21 protein-coding genes and 1 riboswitch are annotated in these 26,558 nt (G+C 56.4%); of the genes, 7 read left to right on the forward strand and 14 right to left on the reverse strand.

Going from position 1 to position 26,558, the window contains the following annotated elements; all coding sequences use genetic code 11:
* Window positions 1-6 precede the first annotated feature (6 nt).
* The gene (locus SPI05_RS03100) at window positions 7-291 is read right to left on the reverse strand and encodes a YciI family protein (RefSeq protein ID WP_321076079.1); all 285 of its coding nucleotides are present in this window, start codon (window positions 289-291) and stop codon (window positions 7-9) included.
* Between the two features lie 81 nt (window positions 292-372).
* Between SPI05_RS03100 and uvrA the strand changes: the two genes are divergently transcribed.
* Window positions 373-3,222 carry an excinuclease ABC subunit UvrA gene (gene uvrA, locus SPI05_RS03105; RefSeq protein ID WP_321076081.1) on the forward strand — a complete coding sequence of 950 codons (2,850 nt, stop codon included), beginning with the start codon at window positions 373-375 and terminating at the stop codon, window positions 3,220-3,222.
* Window positions 3,219-3,611, forward strand: coding sequence for a peptide-methionine (R)-S-oxide reductase MsrB (gene msrB, locus SPI05_RS03110; protein ID WP_321076082.1), 393 nt, complete (start codon window positions 3,219-3,221; stop codon window positions 3,609-3,611). The genes uvrA and msrB overlap by 4 nt, the downstream gene beginning before the upstream one ends.
* Before the next feature lie 104 nt (window positions 3,612-3,715).
* Here the strand turns inward: msrB and SPI05_RS03115 are convergent, their stop codons facing one another.
* Window positions 3,716-4,576, reverse strand: coding sequence for a hypothetical protein (locus SPI05_RS03115; protein WP_321076083.1), 861 nt, complete (start codon window positions 4,574-4,576; stop codon window positions 3,716-3,718).
* Between the two features lie 66 nt (window positions 4,577-4,642).
* Complete coding sequence (locus SPI05_RS03120) at window positions 4,643-9,733, reverse strand: DUF3320 domain-containing protein (protein ID WP_321076085.1); 5,091 nt, start codon at window positions 9,731-9,733, stop codon at window positions 4,643-4,645.
* Between the two features lie 170 nt (window positions 9,734-9,903).
* Between SPI05_RS03120 and SPI05_RS03125 the strand changes: the two genes are divergently transcribed.
* The 4 genes from SPI05_RS03125 to SPI05_RS03140 all read left to right on the forward strand — a co-directional run bounded on the left by SPI05_RS03125 (window position 9,904) and on the right by SPI05_RS03140 (window position 12,423).
* On the forward strand, window positions 9,904-10,350 hold the full coding sequence (locus SPI05_RS03125; RefSeq protein WP_282921577.1) for an FHA domain-containing protein: 447 nt from the start codon (window positions 9,904-9,906) through the stop codon (window positions 10,348-10,350).
* Between the two features lie 68 nt (window positions 10,351-10,418).
* The gene (locus SPI05_RS03130; protein ID WP_321076087.1) at window positions 10,419-11,084 is read left to right on the forward strand and encodes a MerR family transcriptional regulator; all 666 of its coding nucleotides are present in this window, start codon (window positions 10,419-10,421) and stop codon (window positions 11,082-11,084) included.
* A 190-nt stretch (window positions 11,085-11,274) separates the two neighbouring features.
* Complete coding sequence (locus tag SPI05_RS03135) at window positions 11,275-11,796, forward strand: MerR family transcriptional regulator (RefSeq protein WP_050748356.1); 522 nt, start codon at window positions 11,275-11,277, stop codon at window positions 11,794-11,796.
* A 276-nt stretch (window positions 11,797-12,072) separates the two neighbouring features.
* Window positions 12,073-12,423: an RNA polymerase-binding protein RbpA gene (locus tag SPI05_RS03140; protein WP_321076089.1), complete on the forward strand. Its 351-nt coding sequence runs from the start codon at window positions 12,073-12,075 to the stop codon at window positions 12,421-12,423.
* A 54-nt stretch (window positions 12,424-12,477) separates the two neighbouring features.
* Here SPI05_RS03140 and SPI05_RS03145 read toward each other — a convergent pair whose 3' ends face one another.
* Genes SPI05_RS03145 through SPI05_RS03165 form a run of 5 tightly spaced genes read right to left on the reverse strand, consistent with a single transcriptional unit; the run spans window position 12,478 to window position 19,734 of the window.
* Window positions 12,478-13,224, reverse strand: a complete 747-nt coding sequence (locus SPI05_RS03145; protein ID WP_321076092.1) for a polyprenol monophosphomannose synthase — start codon at window positions 13,222-13,224, stop codon at window positions 12,478-12,480.
* The gene (gene lnt / locus SPI05_RS03150) at window positions 13,211-14,806 is read right to left on the reverse strand and encodes an apolipoprotein N-acyltransferase (protein ID WP_321076093.1); all 1,596 of its coding nucleotides are present in this window, start codon (window positions 14,804-14,806) and stop codon (window positions 13,211-13,213) included. Before lnt ends, SPI05_RS03145 begins: the two co-directional genes overlap by 14 nt.
* Complete coding sequence (locus tag SPI05_RS03155; protein ID WP_321076095.1) at window positions 14,794-17,244, reverse strand: DEAD/DEAH box helicase; 2,451 nt, start codon at window positions 17,242-17,244, stop codon at window positions 14,794-14,796. The genes lnt and SPI05_RS03155 overlap by 13 nt, the downstream gene beginning before the upstream one ends.
* Before the next feature lie 12 nt (window positions 17,245-17,256).
* Complete coding sequence (locus SPI05_RS03160; RefSeq protein WP_295026731.1) at window positions 17,257-17,577, reverse strand: histidine kinase; 321 nt, start codon at window positions 17,575-17,577, stop codon at window positions 17,257-17,259.
* A gap of 9 nt (window positions 17,578-17,586) precedes the next feature.
* Window positions 17,587-19,734: a WYL domain-containing protein gene (locus SPI05_RS03165; RefSeq protein ID WP_321076099.1), complete on the reverse strand. Its 2,148-nt coding sequence runs from the start codon at window positions 19,732-19,734 to the stop codon at window positions 17,587-17,589.
* A 68-nt stretch (window positions 19,735-19,802) separates the two neighbouring features.
* Here SPI05_RS03165 and SPI05_RS03170 point away from each other — a divergent pair, with 68 nt between their 5' ends.
* Window positions 19,803-20,993 (forward strand): DUF3866 family protein, encoded by a 1,191-nt coding sequence (locus tag SPI05_RS03170; RefSeq protein ID WP_321076101.1) that lies wholly within the window; start codon window positions 19,803-19,805, stop codon window positions 20,991-20,993.
* Window positions 20,994-21,010: 17 nt separating this feature from the next.
* Here the strand turns inward: SPI05_RS03170 and hisG are convergent, their stop codons facing one another.
* The 6 genes from hisG to rpe all read right to left on the reverse strand — a co-directional run bounded on the left by hisG (window position 21,011) and on the right by rpe (window position 26,544).
* Window positions 21,011-21,859, reverse strand: coding sequence for an ATP phosphoribosyltransferase (hisG, locus tag SPI05_RS03175; RefSeq protein WP_321076265.1), 849 nt, complete (start codon window positions 21,857-21,859; stop codon window positions 21,011-21,013).
* Window positions 21,860-21,937: 78 nt separating this feature from the next.
* Window positions 21,938-22,201: a phosphoribosyl-ATP diphosphatase gene (locus SPI05_RS03180; RefSeq protein ID WP_321076103.1), complete on the reverse strand. Its 264-nt coding sequence runs from the start codon at window positions 22,199-22,201 to the stop codon at window positions 21,938-21,940.
* A gap of 59 nt (window positions 22,202-22,260) precedes the next feature.
* Window positions 22,261-23,553, reverse strand: coding sequence for a methyl-accepting chemotaxis protein (locus tag SPI05_RS03185; RefSeq protein ID WP_321076105.1), 1,293 nt, complete (start codon window positions 23,551-23,553; stop codon window positions 22,261-22,263).
* Between the two features lie 106 nt (window positions 23,554-23,659).
* Window positions 23,660-24,775, reverse strand: coding sequence for an ABC transporter substrate-binding protein (locus tag SPI05_RS03190; protein WP_321076107.1), 1,116 nt, complete (start codon window positions 24,773-24,775; stop codon window positions 23,660-23,662).
* Window positions 24,776-24,801: 26 nt separating this feature from the next.
* The gene (locus tag SPI05_RS03195) at window positions 24,802-25,605 is read right to left on the reverse strand and encodes an ABC transporter permease (RefSeq protein WP_321076109.1); all 804 of its coding nucleotides are present in this window, start codon (window positions 25,603-25,605) and stop codon (window positions 24,802-24,804) included.
* Between the two features lie 98 nt (window positions 25,606-25,703).
* Window positions 25,704-25,825, reverse strand: a riboswitch (FMN riboswitch).
* 56 nt (window positions 25,826-25,881) lie between these two features.
* Window positions 25,882-26,544 (reverse strand): ribulose-phosphate 3-epimerase, encoded by a 663-nt coding sequence (gene rpe / locus SPI05_RS03200; protein ID WP_321076111.1) that lies wholly within the window; start codon window positions 26,542-26,544, stop codon window positions 25,882-25,884.
* Window positions 26,545-26,558 lie beyond the last annotated feature (14 nt).

Here is a 26,558-nt window from a genome sequence, read left to right on the forward strand (position 1 = left end):
CAGCAATTAGGAACCGATGGCCGGTTCCCATTGGTGAGTTTCGATTTCCTGCACGATGCCATGAACCTGGTTGGGATCGTGCTTCAGATACGTCAACGCTTCCTCCGGGGTCTCGACGTTCATCAGCAGCAGTGCGCCCGGTTTTTCGGTTTCGTTCATCCAGGCACCTGCGGCCTGAAGTTTCCCGGATTTTTCCAAGTTCGCCAGGTAAGCCAAATGTTCTGGGCGAATCGTGGCACGGTCGGCTTCACGGGCGGGGTCATAGTGGTAGATAACAACGACTTTACTCATAGCTCAATTCTAGGCACGTGCCATGCGCAACGAAAACCGGCCCGAATCGTCAGAAACTCCCGGGGGGATTAAACTGAACAGGTGCATGAAACTTTGAAAGTCCACGGAGCGCGTGAACATAACCTCAAGGCAGTCAACGTTGAAATCCCTCGAAATGCCTTGGTGGTGTTCACCGGGTTGTCCGGCTCGGGTAAGTCGTCGCTGGCTTTTGACACGATTTTTGCCGAAGGGCAGCGCCGTTACGTGGAATCCCTGTCCTCCTATGCCCGGCAGTTCTTGGGGCGGATGGATAAACCCGTGGTCGACTTCATCGAGGGGTTGTCTCCCGCGGTATCGATTGACCAAAAGTCCACCTCTCACAATCCGCGTTCTACGGTGGGTACCATCACCGAGATTTACGACTATTTGCGCCTGCTGTTTGCGCGAGCCGGCACCCAATACTGTCCCGTGTGTGGCGAGGAAATTACGGCACAGTCCGCGGAACAGATTGTGAACTGGCTGTTCACGTTGGGGGAGGGGATACGACTAGAGGTTTTGGCTCCGGTGGTTCGCGGACGTAAAGGCGAGTACTCGGAACTGTTTGCGCAACTGGCTGCCAAGGGTTTTACCCGGATGCGGGTGGACGGCGAGAATCATCGTCTGGAAGAACCCCCGATTCTTGAAAAACAGCTAAAACACGATATTTCGGTGTCTGTTGACCGGGTGGTCATCCGGGAAGGTTCGCGTTCTCGCGTGGCGGATTCTATCGAGACTGCCTTGGGCCTAGCAGAAGGTCTGGTGGTGGTTGATTTCGTTGACCGCGACCCCGAGGATCCCGAACGTAGCCGTCGCTTTTCGGAAAAACGAGCCTGCCCGAATAATCATCCGCTGGCTTTGGAAGAAATCGAACCGCGCACGTTTTCCTTTAACGCGCCTTACGGGGCCTGTCCTGATTGTTCCGGGATTGGCTCCCGTTTGGTCATTGACCCCGAGCTCGTGGTGCCAAATCCTGAATTGACCCTGCGTGAAGGTGCCGTCAGCCCTTGGACCAGTTCCAAAGACACCATGGAACGCATCTTAAAAGGGCTGGGTGACGAGGTGGGGTTTGACCTCGACACTCCGTGGCAGGATCTGTCCGAGCAGGTGCGTGAATATCTGATGTGGGGCAAGAACTATAAGGTACGGGTGAAGTATCGCAACCGCTGGGGTCGCGAACGGGTCTACACCACCGGTTTCGAGGGCGCGGCGAACTATATCCAGCGTCGCTACGATGAAACCGACTCTGATTTTTCCAAAGCGAAGTATGAAGGCTATATGCGGGAAGTGCCCTGTCCGACGTGTCAGGGGCAGCGCTTGAAGCCGGAAGTTTTAGCGGTTCGTATCGGGGAGCTTAATATCTCTGAACTGACCGATTTGGCCATCGATGAAGTTCAATCCTATTTAAGAGATATTCCTTTATCTGGTATGAAAGCTATAATTGCCGAACCGATTTTACAAGAGGTATGGGCGCGGTTGTCTTTCCTCATTGACGTGGGGTTGAACTACCTGACGCTATCGCGAGCGGCAAATACTCTCTCCGGGGGCGAGGCGCAGCGCATTCGCTTAGCTACCCAGATTGGATCTGGACTGGTAGGCGTGCTCTATGTGCTAGATGAGCCTTCCATCGGTCTGCACCAGCGCGATAATCAACGCCTCATCGATACCTTGAAGGGTTTGCGCGACTTGGGCAACACCCTCATCGTGGTCGAGCACGATGAGGACACTATCCGGTCGGCTGACTGGGTGGTGGACATCGGTCCCGGAGCGGGTGAATCCGGGGGACAAATCGTCCATTCCGGGACAGTGAAGGAATTACTGAAAAACGAGTCCTCGCTGACCGCGGACTATTTGGCCGGACGGAAATCTATCGAAATCCCACGTCAACGCCGCAAACCTGACCCACAGCGGATTCTGACGGTGCGGGGGGCGCGAGAAAACAACCTGCAAAACATAGACGTGTCATTCCCCTTGGGCTGCCTCATCGCGGTTACCGGGGTTTCAGGGTCTGGAAAATCCACCCTGGTTAACTCTATTTTGTATCAGGCTTTAGCCCGAGATCTGAACCGAGCCCACGTGGTTCCGGGACGTCACAAACAGATTGAGGGAACCGATCATTTGGACAAAGTTATTCACGTAGACCAATCGCCCATCGGCCGCACCCCGCGCTCGAATCCAGCGACTTATACCGGCGTTTGGGATGCGATTCGGAAATTGTTTGCCCAGACGGAAGAAGCGCGGATTCGCGGGTATGGACCGGGACGGTTTTCCTTCAATGTCAAAGGCGGACGCTGCGAAGCCTGCCGTGGCGACGGCACCCTGAAAATCGAGATGAACTTCCTGCCCGATGTCTATGTGCCCTGTGAGGTTTGCGGCGGGGCGCGCTATAACCGGGAAACTCTGGAAGTGTACTACCACGGAAAAAATGTGCGCGATGTTTTAGATATGCCAATCTCTCAGGCCGCGCAGTTCTTTTCCTCCATCCCCGGCGTGTCTCGCTACCTGGACACTTTGACCGCGGTCGGCTTGGGATATGTAAAGCTCGGCCAGAGTGCAACCACGCTGTCCGGTGGGGAAGCCCAGCGAGTCAAGCTGGCCAGCGAGCTGCATAAGCGCACAAACGGACGCGCTATCTATGTACTCGATGAACCGACCACCGGTCTGCACGTCGACGACATCCGCAAACTCATGGCCATCCTGCAGGGACTGGTCGAGAAAGGCAACACTGTGGTGGTCATCGAACACAACCTCGATGTCATCAAGTGCGCCGACTGGGTTATCGATCTCGGCCCGGAAGGCGGTAAGGGTGGTGGTACAGTGGTCGCGGAGGGTGCTCCCGAGGCTGTGGCGCAGGTATCCGGTTCGTTTACCGGGCAATACCTGGCAAAAATCCTGAAACCGAAAGGCAAAAAATGACTGTAGATGTCAGCGATGCGGAATGGAAAACTCGACTGAGCCCACGTGCTTATGCAGTATTACGGCAAGCCGCTACGGAGCGACCAGGCACCGGGGAACTACTCTATGAAACACGTTCCGGCCTCTACAGTTGCGGAGCGTGCGGGGAGCCGCTGTTCGATGCCAGTACGAAGTTTGACTCTGGATGCGGATGGCCGAGCTTTTTCGAGGCGAAGCCGGGTGCGGTACGCGAAGTCACCGATACATCTCACGGCATGATTCGCACCGAAGTTCGCTGTGCCAACTGCGGCTCCCACCTGGGACACGTGTTCCCGGACGCACCGCAAACTCCGACCGGCAACCGGTTTTGCATGAATTCCGTGGCCCTAAGTTTCCGACCCCAGGAGTGACCCGCCGTCCCACTAGCTGAATGCGTATAGGCCTACCCGAACGATGACGCAGACCGAGGACACAGGATGAATGCCGAAACCGACTCAGCAATCTGAGGGATACTTTAGAGGGTCGCTTTTTCTAGCAACTTGTCATCCGACCCCAGACCGGTCAAGTCCACGACTCGACCGTTGGCGATGTACAGGGGGGTTCCAGCACTGTCACGTCCGAGGCTCTTGACCCGCTGTTCGGCCAGAATATTAATTGCCTGCAAGCCAGACTCCGGGGTGGCCGGAGGAACAGACTTGTAATCGATGCCGTGTGCGGCCGCGATTTTAGCCAGTTCGACATCAGGTTCGCGGATAGTCTGCGCCCACTCGGTATTATTCTGGTTCTTTTCGTAATCAGCCGACTTGTAGTTGTTCATCGCGAACCCGGTCAAATCTTTGCTGAGTTCCCACAGCTTGTCAGGCTGATTTTCCGCTGTCCAGTACATGAGGTTATTGGCGGAAAAAGCAATGTTGGGGAACTTTAACTGCTGGGCGTGGGTCAGTGTCGGTCGCAGCACCACAATAGCCTGACCACCCTCGACCAAGTCATTGAGCTGTTGGCCATCATTGAGTTGGGCTTCAACGTCATTGCAGATATTGCACAAGTAGTCGTAGTACAGTTCCAAGACCTTGGTACCCTTCTTCGCCTCGGCAGTGATTTCTTCATTCGTCAAAACTTTGCCGGCTTTGAGCCAAATGCCCCGCCCGGTTTCGTAGGTTTGGGGTTCGGCGAAGTCAATCATCGTTTTCGTCCCGGCAATGGTATCTGCAGGCTGGGCCGCTAGCTCGTGTTTCGTGGTCGCAATCTTAACAAACACGATAACCAAGGCCAGCACAATGGCAACCAATACAATAGCCAGAACGGTGCCAGAGCGATTACCGGGCCTGGACACCGTCAGATTCTGCTTAGAGGAACCTTTTTTCTGTTTTGACATCTGTGAACTCCAATCACTTACCGCCATTAAACCCTGAGGGGCAGGGACGTTTCAACATTTGAAAAATTATTGCAGACACAGATGACCCGCCCGGCGCCGCAGACGACCCGCCTGTTCCAAAGATTTCAGCCCGGCTTGCATTCGCTGACGAATATCGGTGCGAGCCGGAGTTAAATCCAAGACGCGTGCGACTGCTTCAGAGGTTTCCTCCTCCAGGGGTTGCTGTGTGTCAATAACCCAGGTCAAAGCGTTATTGAACTCTTCATCACAGATGTCCACCAAAGCGCGTTGGCCATAAATCGATCCGGTCCGGAACACGGTGAAGTTCCGGGCAGAGGTGCCGGCGGGCCAGATAAACGTACCGAATTTGGTGACGTCTTGGTGAACTTCGGGATCGAGCAACTCTAAAATCTTTTGACGACGTTTCGGGTGCAAACGTTGCATTCCAAACGCATCGGCGACGAGTTTAGCCAGCCGAGCCTCCCCAATAGGTCCTTCCGTATAGAGCACTTGTGCCAACGCGTCCGCCACGGCAGCAGCATTGGCAGGATCCTGCAAATCATCGAGGACTTCCTTGGAACCCTGGTTCTGCAGGGGTTTACCGCGAGGTACGAACGGTTGCGGAACCGTTGCAGTAACGGTATCAGCAGGAATTTGGGCGGTAAAATTGGGGATGACAGGCTCGGTCACTATCGGTTCGGAAGGTTCTGGTATCGGCTTCATCAGGGGTGTCACCGGAACCGGGTCGGCAACCGGTTTATCGGTACCTTCGGCGGATTCTTCGGGCACGAATAGGGGGGCAAACGCACCCAGACCGGGCTTAGAAATCTTGCCGAGTTCTGTATTGGCAGCAGGATTTTGAGCCAGTTCGATGAAAACGTCGGTTTCTTGGTCCCCGAGTTGGTCGCCGAGAGTGGGGGCATCAGGGGCCGAGGTGAGCTCCTCGCGGTCCAGATGCGTAAAAGCGTCGGCCGGCATGTCGGCAATGACCGGTAGCACAGAGTGGGTTTTGCGTTGCCCTGCCGGGGGAAGGTCCTCAATACGGGCAGAGGGCGGTTCGACCGGGGTTAGCGTGGGAGGCTGCGGCTGGGGTTCGCGCGGCACAACTGCGGTTTCCTCCGGGGATACCGTTTGAGCAGGAGCCGCGGAGGTGTCCTCGGTCTGGAGAAGGGATGCGGCTTCACGCAGGGGTTGAGGTAGGTTCCATTCAGTTTCATCGGGAACTTCCCAAGGTTCGTCACCGCGGTTATTTTGAGCGGCCGCGATGCGTGAGGGAGAAGTGTAGCGGTCGTCACTAGCCACCGAACCATCGGTAACGTCTCCTGGAAAAGCAAGGTCCAAGGCTATGGAAACGAGACGTCGGGTCACTTCATCCGTGTTGTCCATCAGCTGAGTCAAATAAACATGTTCGATAGCGCCGAAACCGCAGTGTTCCAGGAGGTACTGAGGTACGCCGACTTCGCGATCCCACGCAGAACGCACCTGTCGCTGCTCGGGGCTGTCCAGAATCAGGCCCAGCCAAGGCGCACCCCTGTCTCCGCGAACCGCTAGGTCTAGGCGTAACGGAGTCGGACCCAAATTGGTGCGAACTTCCAGCCCCGCATGGCTTAGCAGCCGGGCGAGGTAGTCTCGCACCGCGGTAACGGGAGCCGTATCCCGGGAAATGCCAGGGGCGTTCAAAATGTCTTGCAAGAAATCGGGCAGTGCGGATTGTTCGAGGTCGCGGTTCACTACGAACAGCACCTGGCGATTAGTCTCTAACAAGATTCGGGTCCAGGTCAGGGACGGGTCACGTGTGAGAGCTGATTTTGAAGTTTCTGGCTGGGGGGTGGAGCCGAGGAAACACACCAATAAATCACAGGGGGCGCCACCTTCACCATCGCCATAACCTCCGCCGAGTTCCGATACGCTCGTAGCCGCATGGGGAAATGCGGCGCCGACTGCACCCAGGTGAGTGACTCGAAGATTCATCAAGTTTATGTCGCCCTGCCGATTCGCTTCATTGAGATACCAGCGGATACCCGCCGCTAGCTCGGAAGTCCAGGTCAGCGCCGTAACGGATTTACCGCGGTTTTTCAGGCACAGATTCATCAACAAATTGCCGGCCTTTTCAAACCACACGTAGTCGGCACCCAAGCCCCTCCAGCCGGGATTCTCGTTGGCGAGGTGTAGGGGCACGGGGTGAAGTGCCGGGGGGAACTCCATGATTGAAACCGGTTGCGACTGGGTCTGTGCTATCGGCCATGTTTCTAACTTGTCAGGTATCAGCAGTTGCGCCAGGCGGACGGGAGTGGGGGTCAAATCTCGACCGTAGCGGGTGGTGAGTTCGTACTCAGGAAAACCGGCAGCCTTCGCAAATTCATAAACGTTGCGTGCCCGACCTTTTGCGAAACTGGTGGTCGCGGGCAGGACAGCGACAAACATGGCTTGGGCGGCACCGGCCAGGGCTTTCACCACGGCCCCGGAAGGCAGTTCGGTGGCGTCAAGAATGATTACCGCGTCAAACCGGGGGGTTTCATCGACAAAATCCGGCAGATGGGTAATAACCTCAAGGGGAGTCAAGCCCACAATCGGGGTACGAGTGAGGACACCTTCTAAATCTTCACGTAGAGCTTGACGGATGGAAAAGTCCTCAGCACGCAAGCGTGCCCCAAAACGGCGCAAGGTCTCTTTATCGGCTCGCTGGGCGAACTCGCCAGCCGCGGAAATGACTTCATTGATAATTTCGCGGCGAGTTTCCGTGCAATTCAATGACAGGCGTTCCACTTGGGCCGCGTGGGTCACCGGATCAAAACCCTGTTGCGCCAAAGCCCGCTGGCGTTCACGTACCGCAGCAACCGACAGGGCGTGCTCGAGTACTCCTTGAATGGCCATTCCGCTGAGCGTCCCCTCAGACACCCAGGTGACGAGGTCATCCAAACCCAAAGCACTCAGCTTAGGGGTCAGTGCCCGGAAAGCCAAAATATCGTCAAGTGTCGAGTCCTCAGAGCTGAGCGACGTCGCCCAAACCTTACGAACCTGCAGGTAACGACCCAGGGGCGGCAGGCCTTGTGACCAGGTTTCCAAATCCGAGGTGGCCACCTGCAAGGACTGCAAAACATCAGCAAAAGCCTGGGAAATGACCCTCACCTGCTGACCTAAATGGCCGCCTTGGCGAGCCAGGGGCATTAAAGATTCCAAATCTGAGCGGCGGTTCGGCAGATAGTGACTCAGCTCAATCGCGCTGAGCACCGTATCGGCGTGATTTGAGAATTTATCGCGGGCGTCTGGAGCCAAAGCGTCAAAATCTTTCAATCCCAGCACGGGGTTGGCGCCAATCCGCAATGCCAGGGCTTCGGCGCGCATTCGCAGGGCGTTGAGATCCTCCAGCAAGTCCGCCACCTTATTGGGGGTGACCGGTCCTGTCAGGTAGGGCTGCAGCTGCGCCAAAACGGCTTTGCGCCTACTGTTACGGGTAAACCCTCCAGAGGCTTCCGCGTGGCGTGCATCCATCAATAAGTCCAGGTCTTTGCCGGAATGATAGGCAGGACCGGCAATGTCCAACAAGGGAGTGGCCTCGTCCCACAAGTCCTGCAAGGACTGTTGCAAAGTCTCAATGCCGGAAGTAACCGCACGGCGTTCCGGCTCGGTCAGTACCACCGGAGCTCTACCGTATCCAATCTCTAACAAATCCAGCCACCGAGCAAAAATCGGCCAGGCTGCTAGCTCGGAAGTGGCTGACATGATTTCCAACACGGCCGGGTGGGCTTGGGTAATGGCTTCTTCCAAGGCTTTCAAAGCCAATTTCAGTTCGGTGCGGTCTACGTTGCGCGCGTCTTCACCTACGAGGGACCAGGGATTAGCGCCGAGACCGTTAACCGAGTTGGCATCGAGATTTGCCAGTTCCTTACCAAGTTTTGCCGCCGCAGACCGGTCGTTGGACAGGTAGGGGAAATTCGGAGCCGCTGCCAACCGGCCTGCCAAGACTCGTTCCTCAGGCTCCAGCTCAGCGGCAGTCATGATTTGCGCGGTATAGGCCTGCCATGCCGAAACGTGGTTTGGGCCGACCTCGTGAACCTGGTTCAGGTACAAATCTAAATCTTGGGACAGGGTTTTCAGGGAAGCCCGGCAGGAATCAAGGTATCCCGCATCAGCGTTGACCGGTCGATCCCAAGCCGCCCGAAGCAGTGTCCGACTGCGTTCATCGCGTTTTTCAACTTGAGGGTCAAGGGTGAGGAACACGTGTTCAAACCCGGCTTTACGAACCCGATTCCGCAGATTTTTCAGACTGGTTGGGCTGCCCACTACCAGAACGGAGTGTTCTTGCACAAGGGACTGTGCCAGGGCGTTCACGACGGCATCGGTTTTTCCTGTCGCCGGAGCGCCAGAAAGGATGAGACTGTGGCCTTGACCAAAGAATTTCGGTACCAGCAACTGTTTGCGGTCGGCCTTCAGCGGGGCAAAAATATCTTCGGATAGGGTAGTGGTGTCGCTGTCTTCGGAAAGTTGAGTGGGAGCGCTGTTAGCGGCATAACGCTGCACCAGGGCGGAGCTGCGGTAATCCTCAAGGTGAGCTTTCAGGTCGGCCGCCACTATGGACCAGTCGCAATGCGCCAGCCCCACGGCAGCTTGGCGTTCCAGGTGCATTTTGTCCTGGAGGGGACTGTCTTTTAGAGCTTCCTGTAAAGCCTCCAGAATGGCATCGAGGTCCAGACCACGGGCGCTTCGTCCCGCACCAACCCAGCGGGAAGGGATCTGAAACTTTTGCTGCAACAAACGTACCAACGTGCTGTTGAGATTCAGCTTTTCGTCCTTTGCCAGCTGTAAGTATCCCAGGGGACGGTCGGGGTCGGGATTCAGCCGGCCTTGAAACACCGGAAAGCGAAGATTACCGCGGTTCGCAACCAAAAAACCGAGAGCGAGCTGCAGTTCCAGTCCGTCACTACGGTTTGCCAGGAGCCAGTGCCAGTGTTCAGCGGTGGTGAGCTGGGCATCCGCATCCCCAGAAGCGGCAGAAAGCTGGAAAGTGTCACCAGCACGCAGCTGGCGATAGGTCGCGTTCAGAGAATCATCGGAAAAAGGGAAAGTGAGGGCGGCGGCAGGAGACGCCAGGGGAGTGACTCCGACCTGCTTATCAGTCAGAGATAGCGCCCATTCAAGGTAGGCTGCGTCCGCCACTGTATTGCCCCTTTTGACCTGGTTTCTATCTGAATTCTTACATGCAAATGCCATTTTAGGGCCTAGGATACTCTTCGAGCTTGTGACAGACCGGAAGGTAACAAATTGGTTAACTTTTTTTCGGCGCTTCTACTAAAGTAGAGATACCAAGATTTTTAAAGGAGGACGAAGTGTCGGAAACGAATCCAGGACCGGATCCTACTGAAACTGCAGTTTTTGGAGCTATTGGCAGTATTACTGAAACGGAACCAGAACTGGGTAAGCGAGTTTTGTCCTCCGCTGACGAGGAGGCCGTAGCGGCTCTGCCTGCAGGTTCGGCACTGCTCATCGTGCAGCGTGGCCCTTCTGCGGGGGCGCGTTTCCTGCTCGATACGGATCGCATTACCGCTGGGCGGCATCCCAAGTCAGATATTTTCCTCGATGATGTGACGGTTTCTCGTCGGCATTGCGAGTTTATCCGTCAAGAAAACGGTTACCTGGTTCGCGATGTCGGCTCACTCAACGGTACCTATATTGACCGGGAAAGAGTGGAGTCTCACCTGCTGACACCGGGGGAGGAAGTCCAGATTGGCAAGTTTCGATTGGCTTACTACCCGGCGGTGAATTTTAAGCAATGAATCAGGCAGCCCGAAAAGTCAATGACGTTGACGGTTCGTGGCCTCCAGAGGTAAGCCATGAGCCGACTATGTCCATTGGACGAGTGCACGAGATTATCATGAAGGAATTTCCTTCGGTATCTCAGGCTAAACTGCGCAATTTTGAGAAACACGGGATTGTTTGCCCGGCCCGGATGTCCAACGGTTACCGCGGTTATTCCCTGGCCGATTTAGAGCGCATTCGCTACGCCCTGAAAGCTCAGCGTGACAGTTACCTGCCGCTGAATCAGATTGGCGAAAATTTGCGGCTCTTGGATTTGGGGGAGGAGCCTCTACCAGTGCAGCCGGTCATGCGGGTCGTGGCTTCGGAGGGCAAGGTGCGTCTGCCGAACCATTCCCGCCTCTCGTTGCGAGAACTACTGGTTTATACCGGTGCTTCTGAGGAGCTGTTAGAAAAGGCGGTCAATGCCAAGCTGATTACCCCGGATTTTTCCTCGCGGTTCTCTTCCGGTGCGGTAGCGGTGGTACAGGCCTTGGAAGTTTTGGAGAAACAGGGTATCGAGCCGCGGAATTTACGCTCCGTTTATTCGGCTGTCAACGCAATTTTGGATTTGATTGACCGGGTGGTGGCTCCGGAACGGCAAAAGAATAACGCTGCCGCCAAGGATCGTGCCCAGATGCGGGCGGTAGAACTTTCGGCGCAATTGCAGGCTTTAGCCGAGGCTTTGCTGGCTGTCGGAGTCGAGGAACTGTAGGCCATTGCCGAAACGGAGGGAACTGGTTGTCTCCCCGCCTACCTTGCACTTAAACTTTAAGTGCAAGGTTTGGGCGCGCCGCGCATTAGACCACGTTTCTATGGTGCATAATCTAAAATAGAAACACACTTGAACGGAGGTTGCCTTGGAAAAGCCAAGCAAGTCTGGAGTACCGCAGATTAAGCAGGGGATGCTGTTTGGTGAAACCCTGCCGGTCATCGACGAAGAAACCGGTTTTCGCGGACCGACTGCCTGCAAGGCAGCCGGAATCACTTATCGCCAGCTCGACTACTGGGCGCGCACCGGTTTAGTAGAACCGTCCGTGCGCAACGCCCGCGGTTCGGGCTCGCAGCGTCTCTATTCTTTCCGGGACTGCCTGTTGCTAAAGGTCGTGAAGCGCCTGCTGGATACCGGCGTTTCGCTGCAACAGATTCGCGTGGCTGTAGCAACCTTGTCCAAGATGGGGGTAGAGGACCTGGCGGGGATTACCCTCATGAGTGACGGCGCTTCGGTTTACGCCTGTACTTCACAAGACGAAGTCATCGACTTGGTGCAGGGCGGCCAGGGCGTGTTCGGCATCGCGGTGGGACGCGTCTGGCACGAAATTGAGGGTGAGCTGGCGCAGCTGCCCGTAGAGAACATCAATGACGACAACTTGGTAGTTCACGATGAACTGGCAGAGCGTCGCGCACGCCGCCGCCAAGTCAGCTAACAGATTTTTTCGCGCTCAACAGAGCGGTGCCAAAACTTTGGCAAGACAGTGTCCCGGTCGGAGGTTAGGGAGATGCGTTCCGACCGGGACATTTTTGCACACGTACTCGAGGGGATTGAACGCAATGTACCAGCCAAACGCAAAATGACATAATATATATTATCGGATTGGAGTGGCCAGGCGAGAGAGCACTACCAACGCTGCGGCACCGCTCTTGAGCAAAATTCCCCTAAATCGGTTAGAATAAACCGCTAAGCAAACAAGGAGGCACTAATCGTGGCTGATCGCGCACTACGCGGGATGCGTATGGGTTCCAATTCTCTTGAGTCTGAAGAAGGCGTCGTTTTTGTAGAGCGCCAAATCGTGGACTACACCTGCCCGGAAGGACACGCTTTCGATATTCCCTTCGCGATTGACGCTGAGGTGCCAGACGCCTGGGATTGCCCAATTTGCTCCAAAACCGCGGTACGAAACGGCGTGGAAGACTTCCAAGAAGAAAACACCGCCAAACCGCAGCGCAACCACTGGGAGCATCTCATTGAACGGCGCACCGAGGAAGAGCTCCAGATCTTGTTGGACGAGCGCTTGGAGGCTTTGCGCTCCGGCCGGCGGCACTACGGACGTTAAAGCTCTCTCTGCTTCGTTATGGCGTGGTTTTTCCCCTACAAAAATGACATAACATTACACCTGTTTGCGCAGTTCCCGTATCCGCCACTTGGCGACTTCCAGGAACGCTTCCTTGATGATAGAGCCGCTCATTTTCGACGTTCCTGCCCGGCGCTCCACAAAGGTGATGGGCACTTCCACAATCTTGCCCCCCGCCCGGCGCGTCCGCCAGGTCATCTCAATCTGGAAGCCATACCCTTTTGATTCAATGACGTAACGCTGCAGTAAACGATTTAGGAAATCGACCCGGTAGACCCGAAAACCCGCCGTCGTGTCGGCTACGTCCAGCCTCAGTACCGCATTGACATAAAAGCTGCCCGCCCGACTCAGCAGTTGGCGCGACCTTGACCATCCCGCGGTCGCTCCCCCGCGCCGCCAGCGCGAGCCGATGACCAGGTCCGGGCGACCGCTGCCGTGAGCCAGAGCCAACAAACGCGGTAAGTCCTGAGGCCGGTGCGAGCCGTCGGCATCGAATTCCCCGACCCAGGTAAATCCGTGACTATCCGCCCAGGCAAACGCCGCTAAATACGCTGGTCCCAGACCTTCCTTGCCCGCCCGGTGCAACACGTGAAGCTGCGGGCGGTCCGCGGCCAAGGCGTCTGCCAGCTGACCCGTACCGTCAGGCGAGTTATCATCCACGATGAGGATGTGGATCCCCGGTGCTTGGGCCAAAACTTCCTCGATAATCCATTCCAGGTTTTCTCGTTCGTTATAAGTCGGGATGGCGATAACGGTTTTCGCATTGAGATTAGTGTTTTCCACGTTTCCAACTTTCTGTCAGAGCTAATAAAACTTGCAAAACCGCAGCCAGAACCACCAATACCAGCGATCCCAGCCCGAGCAGTCCCCCGATGGCGGTAGCGGGGGTAGTTCCGCTGCGCAGGGGAATATCTGTAACGAAACTGCCGGCTGTAAAGTTCGGAATGACCCGGCTTACAATCTGGCCGTGGGCATCAATCCGAGCGGTGGAATCCATGGTGGATACTTGAATGGTGTCCAAACCGTGTTCGGCGGCGCGAAAGCGGGCGATGGCAAGTTGCTGGTCAGCTTCATCGGAAGAACCAAAGAAAGAATTCGATGTCGGCACGTAGATGAAGTTCGCGCCAGTCACCGCTTGGCGCACCAGGTCATCATCGGCAATCTCGTAACAAATCGGGCTGGCCAGGCGCACGTCTTGACCGGACAGCGAAACCTCGAGCTGGGCCACGCTTTCGCCGGCAACCAGATCCGTGGGAACCAGGGCGGCGAAAGTAGGAATGACAGTTGCAAAGAATTTGCGCCAGGGCAAATACTCGCCGAAAGGAACCAGGTGTTTCTTGGCATAAGTGTCTCGGGCCTCCCCGTTTTCCCACACCAAGATGGTGTTCTGCAGGGAAGTGGTGTCAACTTCGTTCCCGGCAAGGCTAGCAACCCCCGGTCCGCGCGCCCCGGCACCCAACGTTCCGGTGATAAGTGGGGCCTGGAAGGCTGCGGTGACTTCGTTCACCAGCGAGGCGGCACGAGGACTGGTGCGTGGATCCACGTCTGCCGCGTTTTCTGCCCACAACACCACGTCGACGTGTTGAGCGGTCCGGTGACGCAAACGTAGAGACTCATCCACGTGATTTTGCAGAACTTCATAGCGTTTTCCGAATGCTGTTTGCGGGTCACGGCCCGGGGTATTGCCTTGGACTGCGGCAGCCGTGACATGCCCGGTAATCTGGGGCAACGCGGGGTGTACCAAGGTGGGAAAAACGACAGCAGCCACCAGGGCGGCCAGCGACACAATACGCAGCATCAAGCCGCTGTGTCGACCCAGAAATTCCAGCGCGGCGGCGGCAATGAACACGCAGACTCCGCTAACCAGCGCACTGCCGCCCCACGGCGCCCACGCTAACAGCGGGGTATCAACCAGGGCAAAAGCAAGTTTTGACCAGGGAAAACCCCCGAAAGGTAGCAGGGCACGCAGCTGTTCCACCCCGACCCAAGCCAGCGGCGCCCAAACCAGCCGCGCCAGCCCAAACAAACGGGGAAACCGCGGGATGGCCTGTTCACCGCGCACCCACACTTGTGCAAAAAAACAGATAAACAGCGTCTCGAGAATGGTCAAGGCAATCCACGGCAAGGACGAACCGGCGGAAACCCCGGTCCAGGTCAGCTGCGGAGCGAAAAAACCGAGCCCCCACACTGCGGATACCAACAGAACCCGGCGCCCAAGTTTGCCGTGCCCGTACTGCCAGCGCAAAGTGCCCAGCAGAATCATGACGGAAGGAATCAGTAACGGCCACAGATTCCAGTGCGGAAAAGCGAGGGCTCCGGCCACTCCCCCTAAGAAAGCCAGGGGCAGAGCTATCAGAAGTCCCACGTCACCACTCCCCGCTTGACCTGGTTGATGACGCTGCGGATTTTCGTGTGCAGGGCCGGATTGAGATTCAGTTTGCGCAGCTGGTCAGCGAGGTCAATGACCTGGCGAATGACCCGCACGAAGTCCCCGGCGCTCATACCGGTCAGTTCCAGACACTGCCCGAGGTTGGCGTCCCGCGCCCAGGCCACGACCCCGGGCAGCAAATCCGTTTCCAACGGCGGGTAAGCCTCCAGGTAGTGTTCTTGCTGCAGAGTGGCGATTTCAAAGTTAATCCGCGCCATGGATTCCAAGCCCGCGGCCAGGCTGGGGGAAGCCTCGGCGGGAATCAAGCGAGACAATCCTCCGGTACGATTTTGCGCCAGGCACACGGAGAGCGCCCCCGCCAAATCCGCCACATTCAAATCATCGAAGACACCGCGGCGCAAGCATTCCACAACCAATAAATCCCGCTCGTTATACACCGATTGCAGCATGGTTCCGGCGTCACGCAGACGGAAATCATCATCAACATAGTCCAGTTCGCGCAATACTTGGCAGGTTTGGTCCAGCTGGCGAGCCAGGGACTTGGTGCGGTTTTCAATCCTCTGGCGAGTCATCTGGGCTGATTCCCGATTTTTCGCGGCCTGACGGGCTTTCACCAGGTGTTTGTCTCGGTCGGGACAGCTGTAGACCGGGTGGGATTTCATCTGGGCGCGGGCCTGTTCGATAGCCCGGCGGTCGGCTTGCTGGTTCTCGGGGGTGTTTTCTCCACTGTGGCGCCGCTGTTTGGCCTGTTTTTCCGTTTTGGAAAGGGCGTTCATCAAGTCCAATAGCGACAGCACATCCCCGCGCTCACAGCTCGCCGCGCCTGCTTGATTCGCGGCCAATTCTTCAAACCGACGCAGCTGTGAAAACAGTTTGCGCGAACTTCCCAACGCTACGTATTGGGCAAAAGATTTTTCGACAGTTTCCTTCGCACCCTCCAAGGTAGTGCGGGCCAGCAAGTTTGCTGCCATGTTAAAGGTCGGGACGAAAGCTGATTGGAGTGGGTAAGTTTGCTGACTGGCCAGGTTGGCCAGCAGCTGTGGCGGATTCTTCACTTCCATAAGGGTCAGGGCGTACCCCACCGAGTCAATCCCGCGGCGTCCGGCGCGACCCGTGAGCTGGGTGTACTCACCCGGCGTCAGGTTTGCGCGCTCCTGGCCGTTCCACTTGTTTAGTGATTCCAAGACGACGGTACGAGCGGGCATATTAATGCCGAGAGCTAGTGTTTCGGTCGCAAAAACCAGGCGAATCAGGCCTTTTGCGAACAGAGATTCTGTCAGCTGCTTTTGAATCGGCAGCAACCCGGCGTGGTGCGGGGCGATACCGGCGGCCAGGGTTTCCTCCCAATTCGAAACGTCAATCGCGCTCAAGTCGCCCTGGCTGAAACCTGCCAGGTTCGTCTCTATCTCGAGGCGAATCTGGTCAGCTTCCGGTTTGGTGGTGAAGCGTAAACCGGCGTCAAACACCTGCGCCGCAGCATCGTTGCAGCCCTGCCGGGAAAAGATAAACACAATCGCCGGAAGCAGGTCTTGTTGTTCCAGACTGCGCGCTACCGCGGGCCTGTCCGCGCGTATCCGGCGGGGCATGCGGCCGCGGCGCGGCATGACCTGCTGGGCGGCTTGTGCTAACAGAGCCCGGTTTAGATGTCCGCCTACCTCGCCTTTGGCGAACAGGGGCAGGATTTCTCCCGAGGCACTGACCATAAAATGTTTCAACGGCACCGGCCGGACTGAGGTCGAAACGACCGTGGTGGGACCGCGCAGGGTCTGAAGCCATTGAGCGAACACGTTAGCGTTGGAAATCGTGGCGGAAAGAGAAATGAGTCGCACGGCTACATCGAGGTGAATAATGATTTCTTCCCATACCGGCCCGCGGAAATGATCGGAGAGATAGTGAACCTCGTCCATAACGACATATCCCAGGTCTGCCAGCGGTGCGGCGGCATAAATCATGTTCCGCAGGACTTCTGTGGTCATCACAATAATGGCGGCGTCACCATTAATCGCGGTGTCGCCGGTCAACAGTCCGACATTTTCGCCACCGAATAACTCCACCAGTTCCAGGTACTTTTGGTTAGATAAGGCCTTAATCGGTGTCGTGTAAAACAGGCGTTTGCCCTGGCGCAAAGCCAAGAAAATCCCGTACAGGCCAACGATGGTTTTCCCGGCCGAAGTTGGGGCGCTGACCAGGACATCTTGGTCCTTATCGAGTACCTGGCAAGCCTCAATTTGAAAGTCGTCCAGGGGGAAATCAAACAGGGCTTGGAACTCGTAGAGTTCCGTGGATTGCTGGTTTGCTTTGAAAGCCTGATACCGCTGCGCAGGAGAGGGGTTGGCAGCGTCGTTAGCTTCCGTTTGCGCCAATCGCGCGGCGGCTTTCTGGCTTTCGCGGTAACGGTGACGTTTGGGACTCATAGTTTCAGATGTTTACTGCCGTGGCGCCACCAAATCGTAGCTCGCCCAGCGGTCATGCGCGGCGTTCAGACGGCGCTGCTTGTTGGCTTTGCGAGCCTGCTTCACCTCGGCGTGAGACACCCGTGCTGCGCTCAAAGTTGCGGGGTCTCCCGTGGGTGCGGGCTTTCGGGCCGGTTCGCGAACCGACTCCGCGGCGGCGTCGTCGGGCCGTTCTATGTCACGAACTGTCCGATAGAGATGTATCCCGCGATAAATAATCCACACTGTAGTCGCCACAAAAATAATCACGGCGCAAATTACGGCGATGAGCCACACGATGCCCTGAACACTCATAGCTCAATCTTACCTGTCCTCAGCTGACTGTGCGGAGTCGACCTGTGCGTAGAGCACCAAAGCCGCGGCTCCAACCTTCCGAGCAGCCGCCACCACCGGCTCTTGTGCGGGCCCACCAATAATGGCTTCTATATCGGGTGCGAGAATCTGTATTACCCGCTGCAGCCAGGCGGCATCTTTGACTTTCAAACGCACCCGGTACGTAGTCGCGGATTGTTCCACCGTCTGGGCGTGAAGAATCGTGTCCACGTAGGATTTCGCCTGATTTTTCAGCTCCAGGTCTATCGTCTGGTACTTGTAGCTCGGTTTTTGCGGAAGTTTTTCGGGAATTGTCTCCGCGGTGACACGCAGGTCACTGAGGCGATCCAGACGGTACTTGTGCCACTTGTTCTTTTCAAGGTTCACTCCCACCAGATACACATGGTAGCGGTCTGTATAGACAGACCGGGGTGCCACGTGGTGCTCCGCAGTGTCCCAGCTGGCGTTCGTGTAGGTGAAAAGGACTGTGTGACCCCGTTCGATGGCACGGTTTAACATCTCCAGAGAGTTTTGGATTGAGGGCGGCACCGTGTTCGTCACCAGCTGCGGAGCGGTCAGTTCATACGCCTGCCCCAACCAAGAGGCGACCTTCAGACGGGCGGTCGCAATCGCCTCTTGTGACGACGGGGCCAGATAACTGGCGACTTCCAATCCCAACAGGAGGGACAACGCCTCGTCAGCGCTAAAGAACGGGGGCATCACCCAACTGCGCGAACCGTTGACTTCAATAGTCCCGTCCTTGCGTATCGAGGGCAGGAAACTGTCATAGTCAGATTTATCGTTGCTGGCGACCGCGTCCAAGTCCAAGAAATCCCAAATAATATTTTTGATGTCCTGAGGTTTGAGGCCGAAGTGTTTAGCCAGTTCATCTACCGTACAGGTGTTGCCTTGCGTGCTCGCATTAAAGATAAACGTCATCACTGCCAGGGATTCGGTCGTCACGCGCGTCTGGTTATCGATAGAAACACCGGTACTGCGCGGAGTGAAATCGTCAAACTTGAGCCGCCCAGTTTCGTACTCGCCCTCCGTCAGGCTCAGTTCAGTGAGATTCTGAGCCGCCTGCACGGTCGCTGTCACAAGTTTCGGGGGGTCGAGCACCACCAGGTAGGTCATTGCTTCGGCGGCCAGACGGCTCCAGGTATAGAAATCAGGTCGTTTCGCCCGATACAGATTCCATCCGGAAGGAACCCAGTCTAGCCCAGTCAAGCCCAGTTCCGGTCCGGTGCGGGGCAAATCGGAATGCTCACAAATGAGTTCCGCGTTCATGACTGCTTCCGACGCTTTTGCGGGATCTGCAACAAAGATAACCTGTTCCAGTGGACTCTCCAGAGAAACGTTGCGCGGAGATTCCACGTGTTCCGTAGCGTCGAAGGTTCGCTCTGTCACAACCGGATTACTGAGGCGGGATAGCTTGAATGTTCGAAAACCTTGGCGTTTTTCGTCAAAACCGCGGACATAAAAAAATCCGCGTGACAGCATCATCATTGTGGGGCGCACCTGTCGATGCGTGGATTCGCCGTAGCCGGCCTGGTAATCGAATTCGATGAACTGGTGCGCGGCGATAGCGCGAAAAATGTCTTGGGTCACACGCGAAATGAGCACCTGAGACTGGACTTCGAGTGGATTGTCAGGGTCGATGTCGCTCACGGAACGGACGTGAGAATCAATTTGGGTAAAGTCCCCTTCTAATAATCCCAGCGCCAGGTGGACCCATACTGATTCTGTAGCATCAAAAGATAGCGTGGGGCGGCACGAATCGGGGCGGAGCAGGTATCGATGTTCCGTTCCCACATTATTGTGTTTATCTTCCACGATGATATCGCCCAGGATTTCGTTGAGGATTTTGATGTCGTTGCGGATTTTGACACTGTAATTTTCATGCGACTGCGCCGAGTCATCACCGCTGGAACGAGCCGGGAAGTACGGTCCGATGGTGGCAGTATAGGCAGCGTAGATTTCGTCATAAGTGAGCGGGCGGGCTTCTCGATAGAAAATCGTTAAAAGCCCCTGGTAGCGCCTTGATGCGGAGGCGAGAGCTGTGTCACTGAGAAGGTTATCGCGCCATTCATAATCGTCATCTTCATCGAAAATGTCGGGTTCGCTCGGTGCCTGGTGCATAGAAAAATTATAGCGGCGGACTTCCGGGATTGGTCTGGACTCCAGTTTGAAGCGGTTATGCTTAACGCGTGATGATTCGCAAAGCACGTGTTCTGGAAGTGCAGCGCCAGACCCCACATCAGGTTTTGCGCTGCGAAATCGTGGCTGCTCCCCCCCGCCAGGAAACTGGCCCCGCCGTGAGTTTCCAGCCTGGCGATACATGCCGAGCCATCTGCTACCCGGAGCTGCTCGGAGCTGCGCAGCCCGGCGATATCATCCAGATTGAAGTTTCTCCTCTGGCGAAAGCCTTGGGTACCGGCGGAGAAGCTATGGTTCTGGCTAACGAAACCCGCCTGCCGGCAGACGAATTACCTAATCCCGGTCACTTGGTAAAGGCTCGCTACACCCCACATCAAAAGGTCGTGTTGGGTGCCGATGAACCGGACAGTCCCTATCATTCCCTGTTGCGTTCGGCGGATAACCTGGATGAACTTCCCGTCTTGGTGACAGATTTACATTCGGCTCTGCCCGCTATCGTAGTGGGATTCCTGCACCACAGCCCGCATGCCCGTCTGGTCTATATTCAAACTGATGGCGGCGCTCTGCCCTTGGCGTATTCCCGTACCGTAGCCCAATTGCGCGAGTCCGGTAGTTTAGCCGCCACCATCACCTGTGGGCAGTGCTTTGGTGGTGATTACGAGGCTGTCAGTTTTCCGTCCGCCCTGTTCGTGGCGTCCGAGGTGGTCAAGGCCGATGCGGTCATTGTGTCCCAAGGTCCGGGCAACCTGGGTACCGGCACTCGTTGGGGCTATTCTGGGGTTGACGGGGCGCAATTTTTGCATACAGCTTCGGCGTTAAACGGTCATCCCATTGCGGTACTGCGGATGTCCAGCGGAGACGCGCGTCCCCGACACTACGGCATTTCGCACCACTCTCTGACCATGCTGACCTGGATGGGGCTGCCCCCGCTGGACGTGGTCCTTCCGGTTTTCGACCTCGACAATCCCGTAGAAAAGGCCCTAGCCGACCCGAAAGGAACGTTCTCTCCCCTGGTGACTTCCCAACTGAGCCTGTTGAAAGAACACCATCGGGTCATCGACCAACCCACCACGGGACTTTACGCAGCTCTGGAAGCCTTTCCCGTGAAACTTTCCACAATGGGGCGAACCCTCAGTGAAGACCCCGCCGCTTTCCTCGCGGCGGCGGCGGCGGGAGCCTACGGCGCGACCGTGCCCGTCCGCGAAGCGAAGAATTCAAACGACGACCCGAGCTCCGCGTAGCTGACGCCGCAACGGCCCTACAACCGGCAGGCTTTCAGGTCAGTCACCAGGATGCCGCGCGCCCCTGCCGCATAGAGACGATCCATAATCAGGTTCACGTCTGTGGCTTTCACCATGACCCGCACGGCTTTCCAAGTGTCCTCAGCCAGATCGGAAATTGTTGGGGATTCAATGCCGGGAGTAATCGCCAACAGGTCTGCAAGCTGGGCGAAAGGCGCGTTGTAATCCATCAGTACATAGGTTCGCGCCACCATCACACCCCGCAGGCGAGCCGCCAACGTTTGCAGTTGAGCATGGTTTTCTTGGCCCGCGGCAGTGATTAGCAGGGCTTCCGACTCCAGCAAAGGCTCCCCGAAGGTTTGCAAACCGGCAGCCCGTAGCGTGGAACCGGTTTCGACCACGTCAGCAATCAAATCAGCGATGCCCAACTGGACGGAGGACTCCACCGCGCCGTCCAGGTGTACCACGCGAACCCCGGAAATCTGGTGTTCATCGAGAAACTTTTTCAGCAGCAGGTCATAGGAGGTCGCCACCCGTTTGCCCTGAATGTCCGCTAAATCGTGGAACTGACCCGCCGGTCCGGCAAACCGGAACGTAGAGCGGGCGAAATCCAAGCCAAGATATTCCACCGCGGCGACCCCGGAATCAATTAACAAATCCCGCCCGGTGATACCGCAGGACACGACCCCGGAACCGACATAAACCGCGATATCACGCGGACGCAGGAAAAAGAACTCGACATCATTGCCCTTGTCGATAATCGTCAACTCGCGTCCGCGCCGGGTCACTTTATACCCTGCTTCTTTTAACATCGTGACCGCCGGTTCACACAGCGAACCTTTATTCGGCACCGCGATTCGTAACATGGCTGACACTTCCTCTTCTCAAGCTGTTATTGACTGGTTTCCGGGTCGTTCCGGATTCGGACTTTGGGCAACGCCGGTCTACATATGCTGATAAATGTCTTGGGGCGTAAAGCCTTTCGCTACCATCATGACCTGCAAGTGATAGATGAGCTGGGACATCTCAATCTGAGCCGCTTCGTCCGATTCGTATTCGCACGCCATCCACACTTCGGCGGCTTCCTCAACGATTTTTTTGCCGATGCCGTGGACTCCCCTGTCGAGCTCCTCAACAGTACGGGACCCCTCCGGGCGCTCGTTCTTTCGGCTCACAATAATCTGGTACAGGTCTTCAAAATTATTCACTCTCTAAGAGTATGCAACCTCGCCCCGTTTTAAAAATCTCTGTCCTGACCGCGAGGGTCCTAGGCGGTTCGGTAAGTAAACTTTCCGACCAACGTATCCAATCCCTTGGCCTGGTGAGCCAACGTGGCTGCAGTACTGGAAACCTCACCCGCGGTGCTGGCGTTCTGTTCGGACAGCGTCACCGCCGTGTGCATCAGCTCGGTCATCTGTCCCACGCATTCATTCATCTGGGTCAACGATTCCATGAGATGCGTTGCGGAGGTGTCCTGAGCGCTCAAGGAATCGGAAATCTGTACCTGGACCTGCGCCATCTCTTCGACCACCCGCGAGATGCTTTCAATCTCCTGTACCGCCTGCACCGTCGAATCTTGAATAGAGGTGACTTTCGTTTCGACCTCGTGCGTGGCGCCCGCGGTTTCAGTAGCGAGGCTCTTAACCTGGTCAGCCACCACGGCAAAACCTTTCCCGGCGTCTCCCGCGCGCGCCGCCTCGATGGTGGCATTCAACGCCAACAGGTTCGTTTGTTCGGCTATGTCCGCAATTATCTTTACCACGGAAGAAATTTCGTCGGCCGCCTGATTCAAAGCCGTAACGCAGGCGGTGGCTTGCCCCACAGCCTGCACCGCATCGTCAGAAAGACCGGCGGCAATCTCGGTGGCGTGGCGTATCGTCACCATCTCTTTTTGCAGCTCCATGCGGGACTCATCAGCCCCAGCAGAAGCCTGACGTGACATCTCGGTCTTCGTCAAAGCCTGTTCCAAAGTTTCGGAAGTGTTTTGCGCGACTTGGCTGGAATCAGCGGAAGTCACGCCTAGCTCTCCCGATGCCCTATCAACGTTATCGGAGGCCGCCTTCACCGTGCCCATAGTTTCCGCCAAAACCCGGATAGCTTGTCGCAGCTTCCACGACATTCCCGCCAAATCGTCGGCGCCCATAACTTTGGGCAAAACGGTGAAATTCCCGGCACTCAAAGCTTCCACCGAAGCGTTCAAAGTTTTAATCTGTCGGGTGACCTGGATAATGACCACCACGATGGGGGTCATCACGAAAATGCAGGCCAATATGACGGTGACGATGACCACCACGATTCCGATGTTCAACAGGTGTTGGGCTTCAGCTAGAGCTTTGACCGTGGCTTGGTTTGTGTCTGTAGCGCCGGCTTTTTGCAAAGCCCGCGCAATCAAGATCAGGAACACGGTGGTGGAACCGGCGACCATGCAAGCTGAAAAAATTGTGATAACCCCATTCATCAGCAATTTCTTGGTCAGCGTCCACCCGGCTCGGAATTGCTTATCCGTTTCACGAGGCGGTTGGGCCGGGAGTTGCGCGCTGTCCTGTTCCATTGTTGTCATAAGGTTTTCCTAACTACATACGCGAGTGCGGTGTTCTGGATTTATTTTAACAATGCGGAGCGGGATTCGGGTCTGTACCACCCGAATCCCGCGAAATGTCCTGAATCTACTTTGTGGCGGGCGACTTGGCGTGCAGGGATTGCCACGGCCTAGCGATTTTTTCCAAACCTGCCTGATCCAAAGAACTGAGGTCAACTTTGTCGTCTAACGCCCCGACCTCACCCAAAAGGGCAATCATCGCCTTAAACTTTTGCGGGTCAGGTGCGGCTGAGCGTCCGGGGTCAGCCGGGTCGTAGTTGGGCAGATGCTCCAACTCCAGCGTCGCCAAGTTGACTTTCCGGGCAGCCTGCAAGGAGGCGGCAGTGTTCAGCGTTTGGTCATACTTTTTCGTGTATTCCACTGCTTTTTCCGGATTCTGTTGGATACTGTTGATGGCCTGGGCCATGGCGTCTATGACACCCTCATTCACGGAATCTTCGTTTTTGCACCATTCGCCAGTCGTCACCACGGCGGCACCTACTAACGGCAGATTTGGCGGCAGGGGAATCTCGGTCACATCCAGCCCTGCCAACTGGAACTGAACCAGGTCATTATTGGAAAATCCCACCACCGCATCGACTTTCCCGGTGGCCATCTGAGTCTGCTGGGTATATCCGATTTCCGAAATTTTCACGTCATCAAGGCTCAAACCCGCCTGCTGTAAACCCGCCTGGAAACCAAACCAGCTCGAACCGAAGCGGCCCGGTACGCCTATAGTTTTTCCTTTCAAATCCGGCCAGGAGGTAATCCCTGACTGCTTGGTCGCGATAACTTCCACCGGATATTTTTGGTACAGAATACCCGTGACACACAAATCCATACCCGCGGATATCGCCTGTACCGCTTCGTCAGCGAACGCCACCACGTAGTCTTCCTTGTGGGACAAAAGAGCGTTGAACAGTCCCTCATCGGCGCCGTGATGACGCAGGTTAACGGGCTGCTGACTAACTCCCCCACCTCCGTCCCAACGAAACAGCCGGTCTTGGGCCGCCACATAGAACGGCGCAAACTGAACATTGGGGATATACGTCAAACCGATTGTGACCGCCCGGTCCGCCCCGGCGTGACTACCGGCAGACCCAGCAGAACTCCCCTTTTCCGCAGTGGAGCCGGCAGCACAACCGACCAAGACCGCGGCACTGACAGCCAATCCTGCTAGGGACCTGATAAAACGATGCGACATCTGGTGAACCTTTCTTTGAGACGCAGCTAAACTGCGTTTACCGTTTTGGAATGACGCTCCAGGCGATAGACCCCCAGATATATCAACGCGGCCACCGTGCAGATCATGATTAAACTCACGAACATGCCGGGTGTATCCACGTTGTGTGACTGCAGGGTAATCAGGGTGCCCATGCCGCGTCCGCCGATGACCATCTCGCCCACCACCGCTCCGGTGATGGACAGGGTCACGCCGTTGCGAATGCCGCCCAGTAGGGATGGCAACACGAGCGGAAACTCCATGTATTTCAGCAAGTCCCAGGTTCCGGCACCATCGAGTTTGGCAGCTTCCAAAATGCTGGCGTTCAAATGATGCAAACCCACGGTGGTGGAAACCAAAATGGGGAAAAACACCATCAGCGCGCACAACACCGCGATGGCGAGACGCGGCGTCGGCAGCCAAATCAACAGCAGCGGCGCCAGCGCGACCGCCGGAACCGCTTGGGAAGCCCCCAGAAACGGTTGAACCGCCGCGTTGAGCAGACGCAGGTGATGAATCGCAAATGAAAGCGGCACACTCACAAGCAGCCCCAACACGGTTCCTCCCGTCGCTGCCAGCAACGTGTTGCCCAGGTAAGGCCAGAACGTTTTGCCGCTCAACAACTCCACACCGGACTGCATTACGTCACTGGGACGCGGCAAGATAAAGGTCGGGATGTTTCCAGAACTCGTCGCGAGGAACCAGACTGCCACAATGAGCAGCGCCAAAGCGAGCGGGGCAATGACATTGAGCGGCCGGGAATCAGGAACGGCGTTAACCGTTGACGGTGCCCGGTTTTGACTCATTGACATCTTCACCCCTTTCGGTTTGTCACCTCATTGGACAGCCCAGGGCAAAGAAAGATGAACGCTCACCAACACCTCAGTAAACATACACAGGCGCGGTGGACGTGCGGCTCTTCCCATCCGGACTATAACCGTCGGTATCGGAATTTCACCGATTCAACTCGTGCGGACACGAGGTCGCGGACTTTACCGCCGGTGCTGAATTACACAGCCCCCAGAGCTACTTCCAGTATAGACCCTCGATAGCCCACTGAGGTCAAATCCCACAGGGGGTTAATGAGGCTAATGGGCGGGCGAGGTAGCGCCGATGGTGCGCAGCGTGGCAATAGCCTGTTCGGGCTTACGTTTGAACACGTAGGACCCGGCCACCACCACGTTTGCTCCGGCTTTCATCACGAGGGGCAAGGTTTCTTCGTTGATGCCTCCATCAACCTCGATATCGAGATTCAAGCGGGCATCTTCGGCATAATTGCGCAGCTTGCGAATCTTTGGCAACACCTCGGGGATAAACTGTTGCCCGCCGAAGCCCGGCTCCACACTCATGACCGTGACCTGGTCAAAACGACCCAAAATGTCTTTGATGGAGCTGGCCGGAGTGGCTGGATTCAACGCAATCCCGGCTTTGGCGCCTAAACTGTGCAGCACGTCAGCGGTTCGTACTGGTGCTTTCGAGGCTTCCAGGTGAAAACAGACAATGGCGCAGCCGGCCTTGGCGTACTCCAAAGCCCAACGGTCTGGATTTTCTATCATCAGGTGGGCGTCAACCGGTAGTCTGGTAGCGTTCAACACCGCCGTGGCGGTTGGCAGTCCCCACGTCAGATTGGGCACAAAGTGGTTATCCATAATGTCGAGGTGAACCCCGTCGGCGCTCTTGATGTCCTGCAGCGCCTGGGCGAAATGCATCTGGTCGCAATTCAGCACGGAGGGGTAAATCTTAAGGCTCATATCGGTTCCCTTCT

It is taken from the genome of Mobiluncus sp. (genome assembly GCF_034180645.1).
Lineage (GTDB): Bacteria > Actinomycetota > Actinomycetes > Actinomycetales > Actinomycetaceae > Mobiluncus.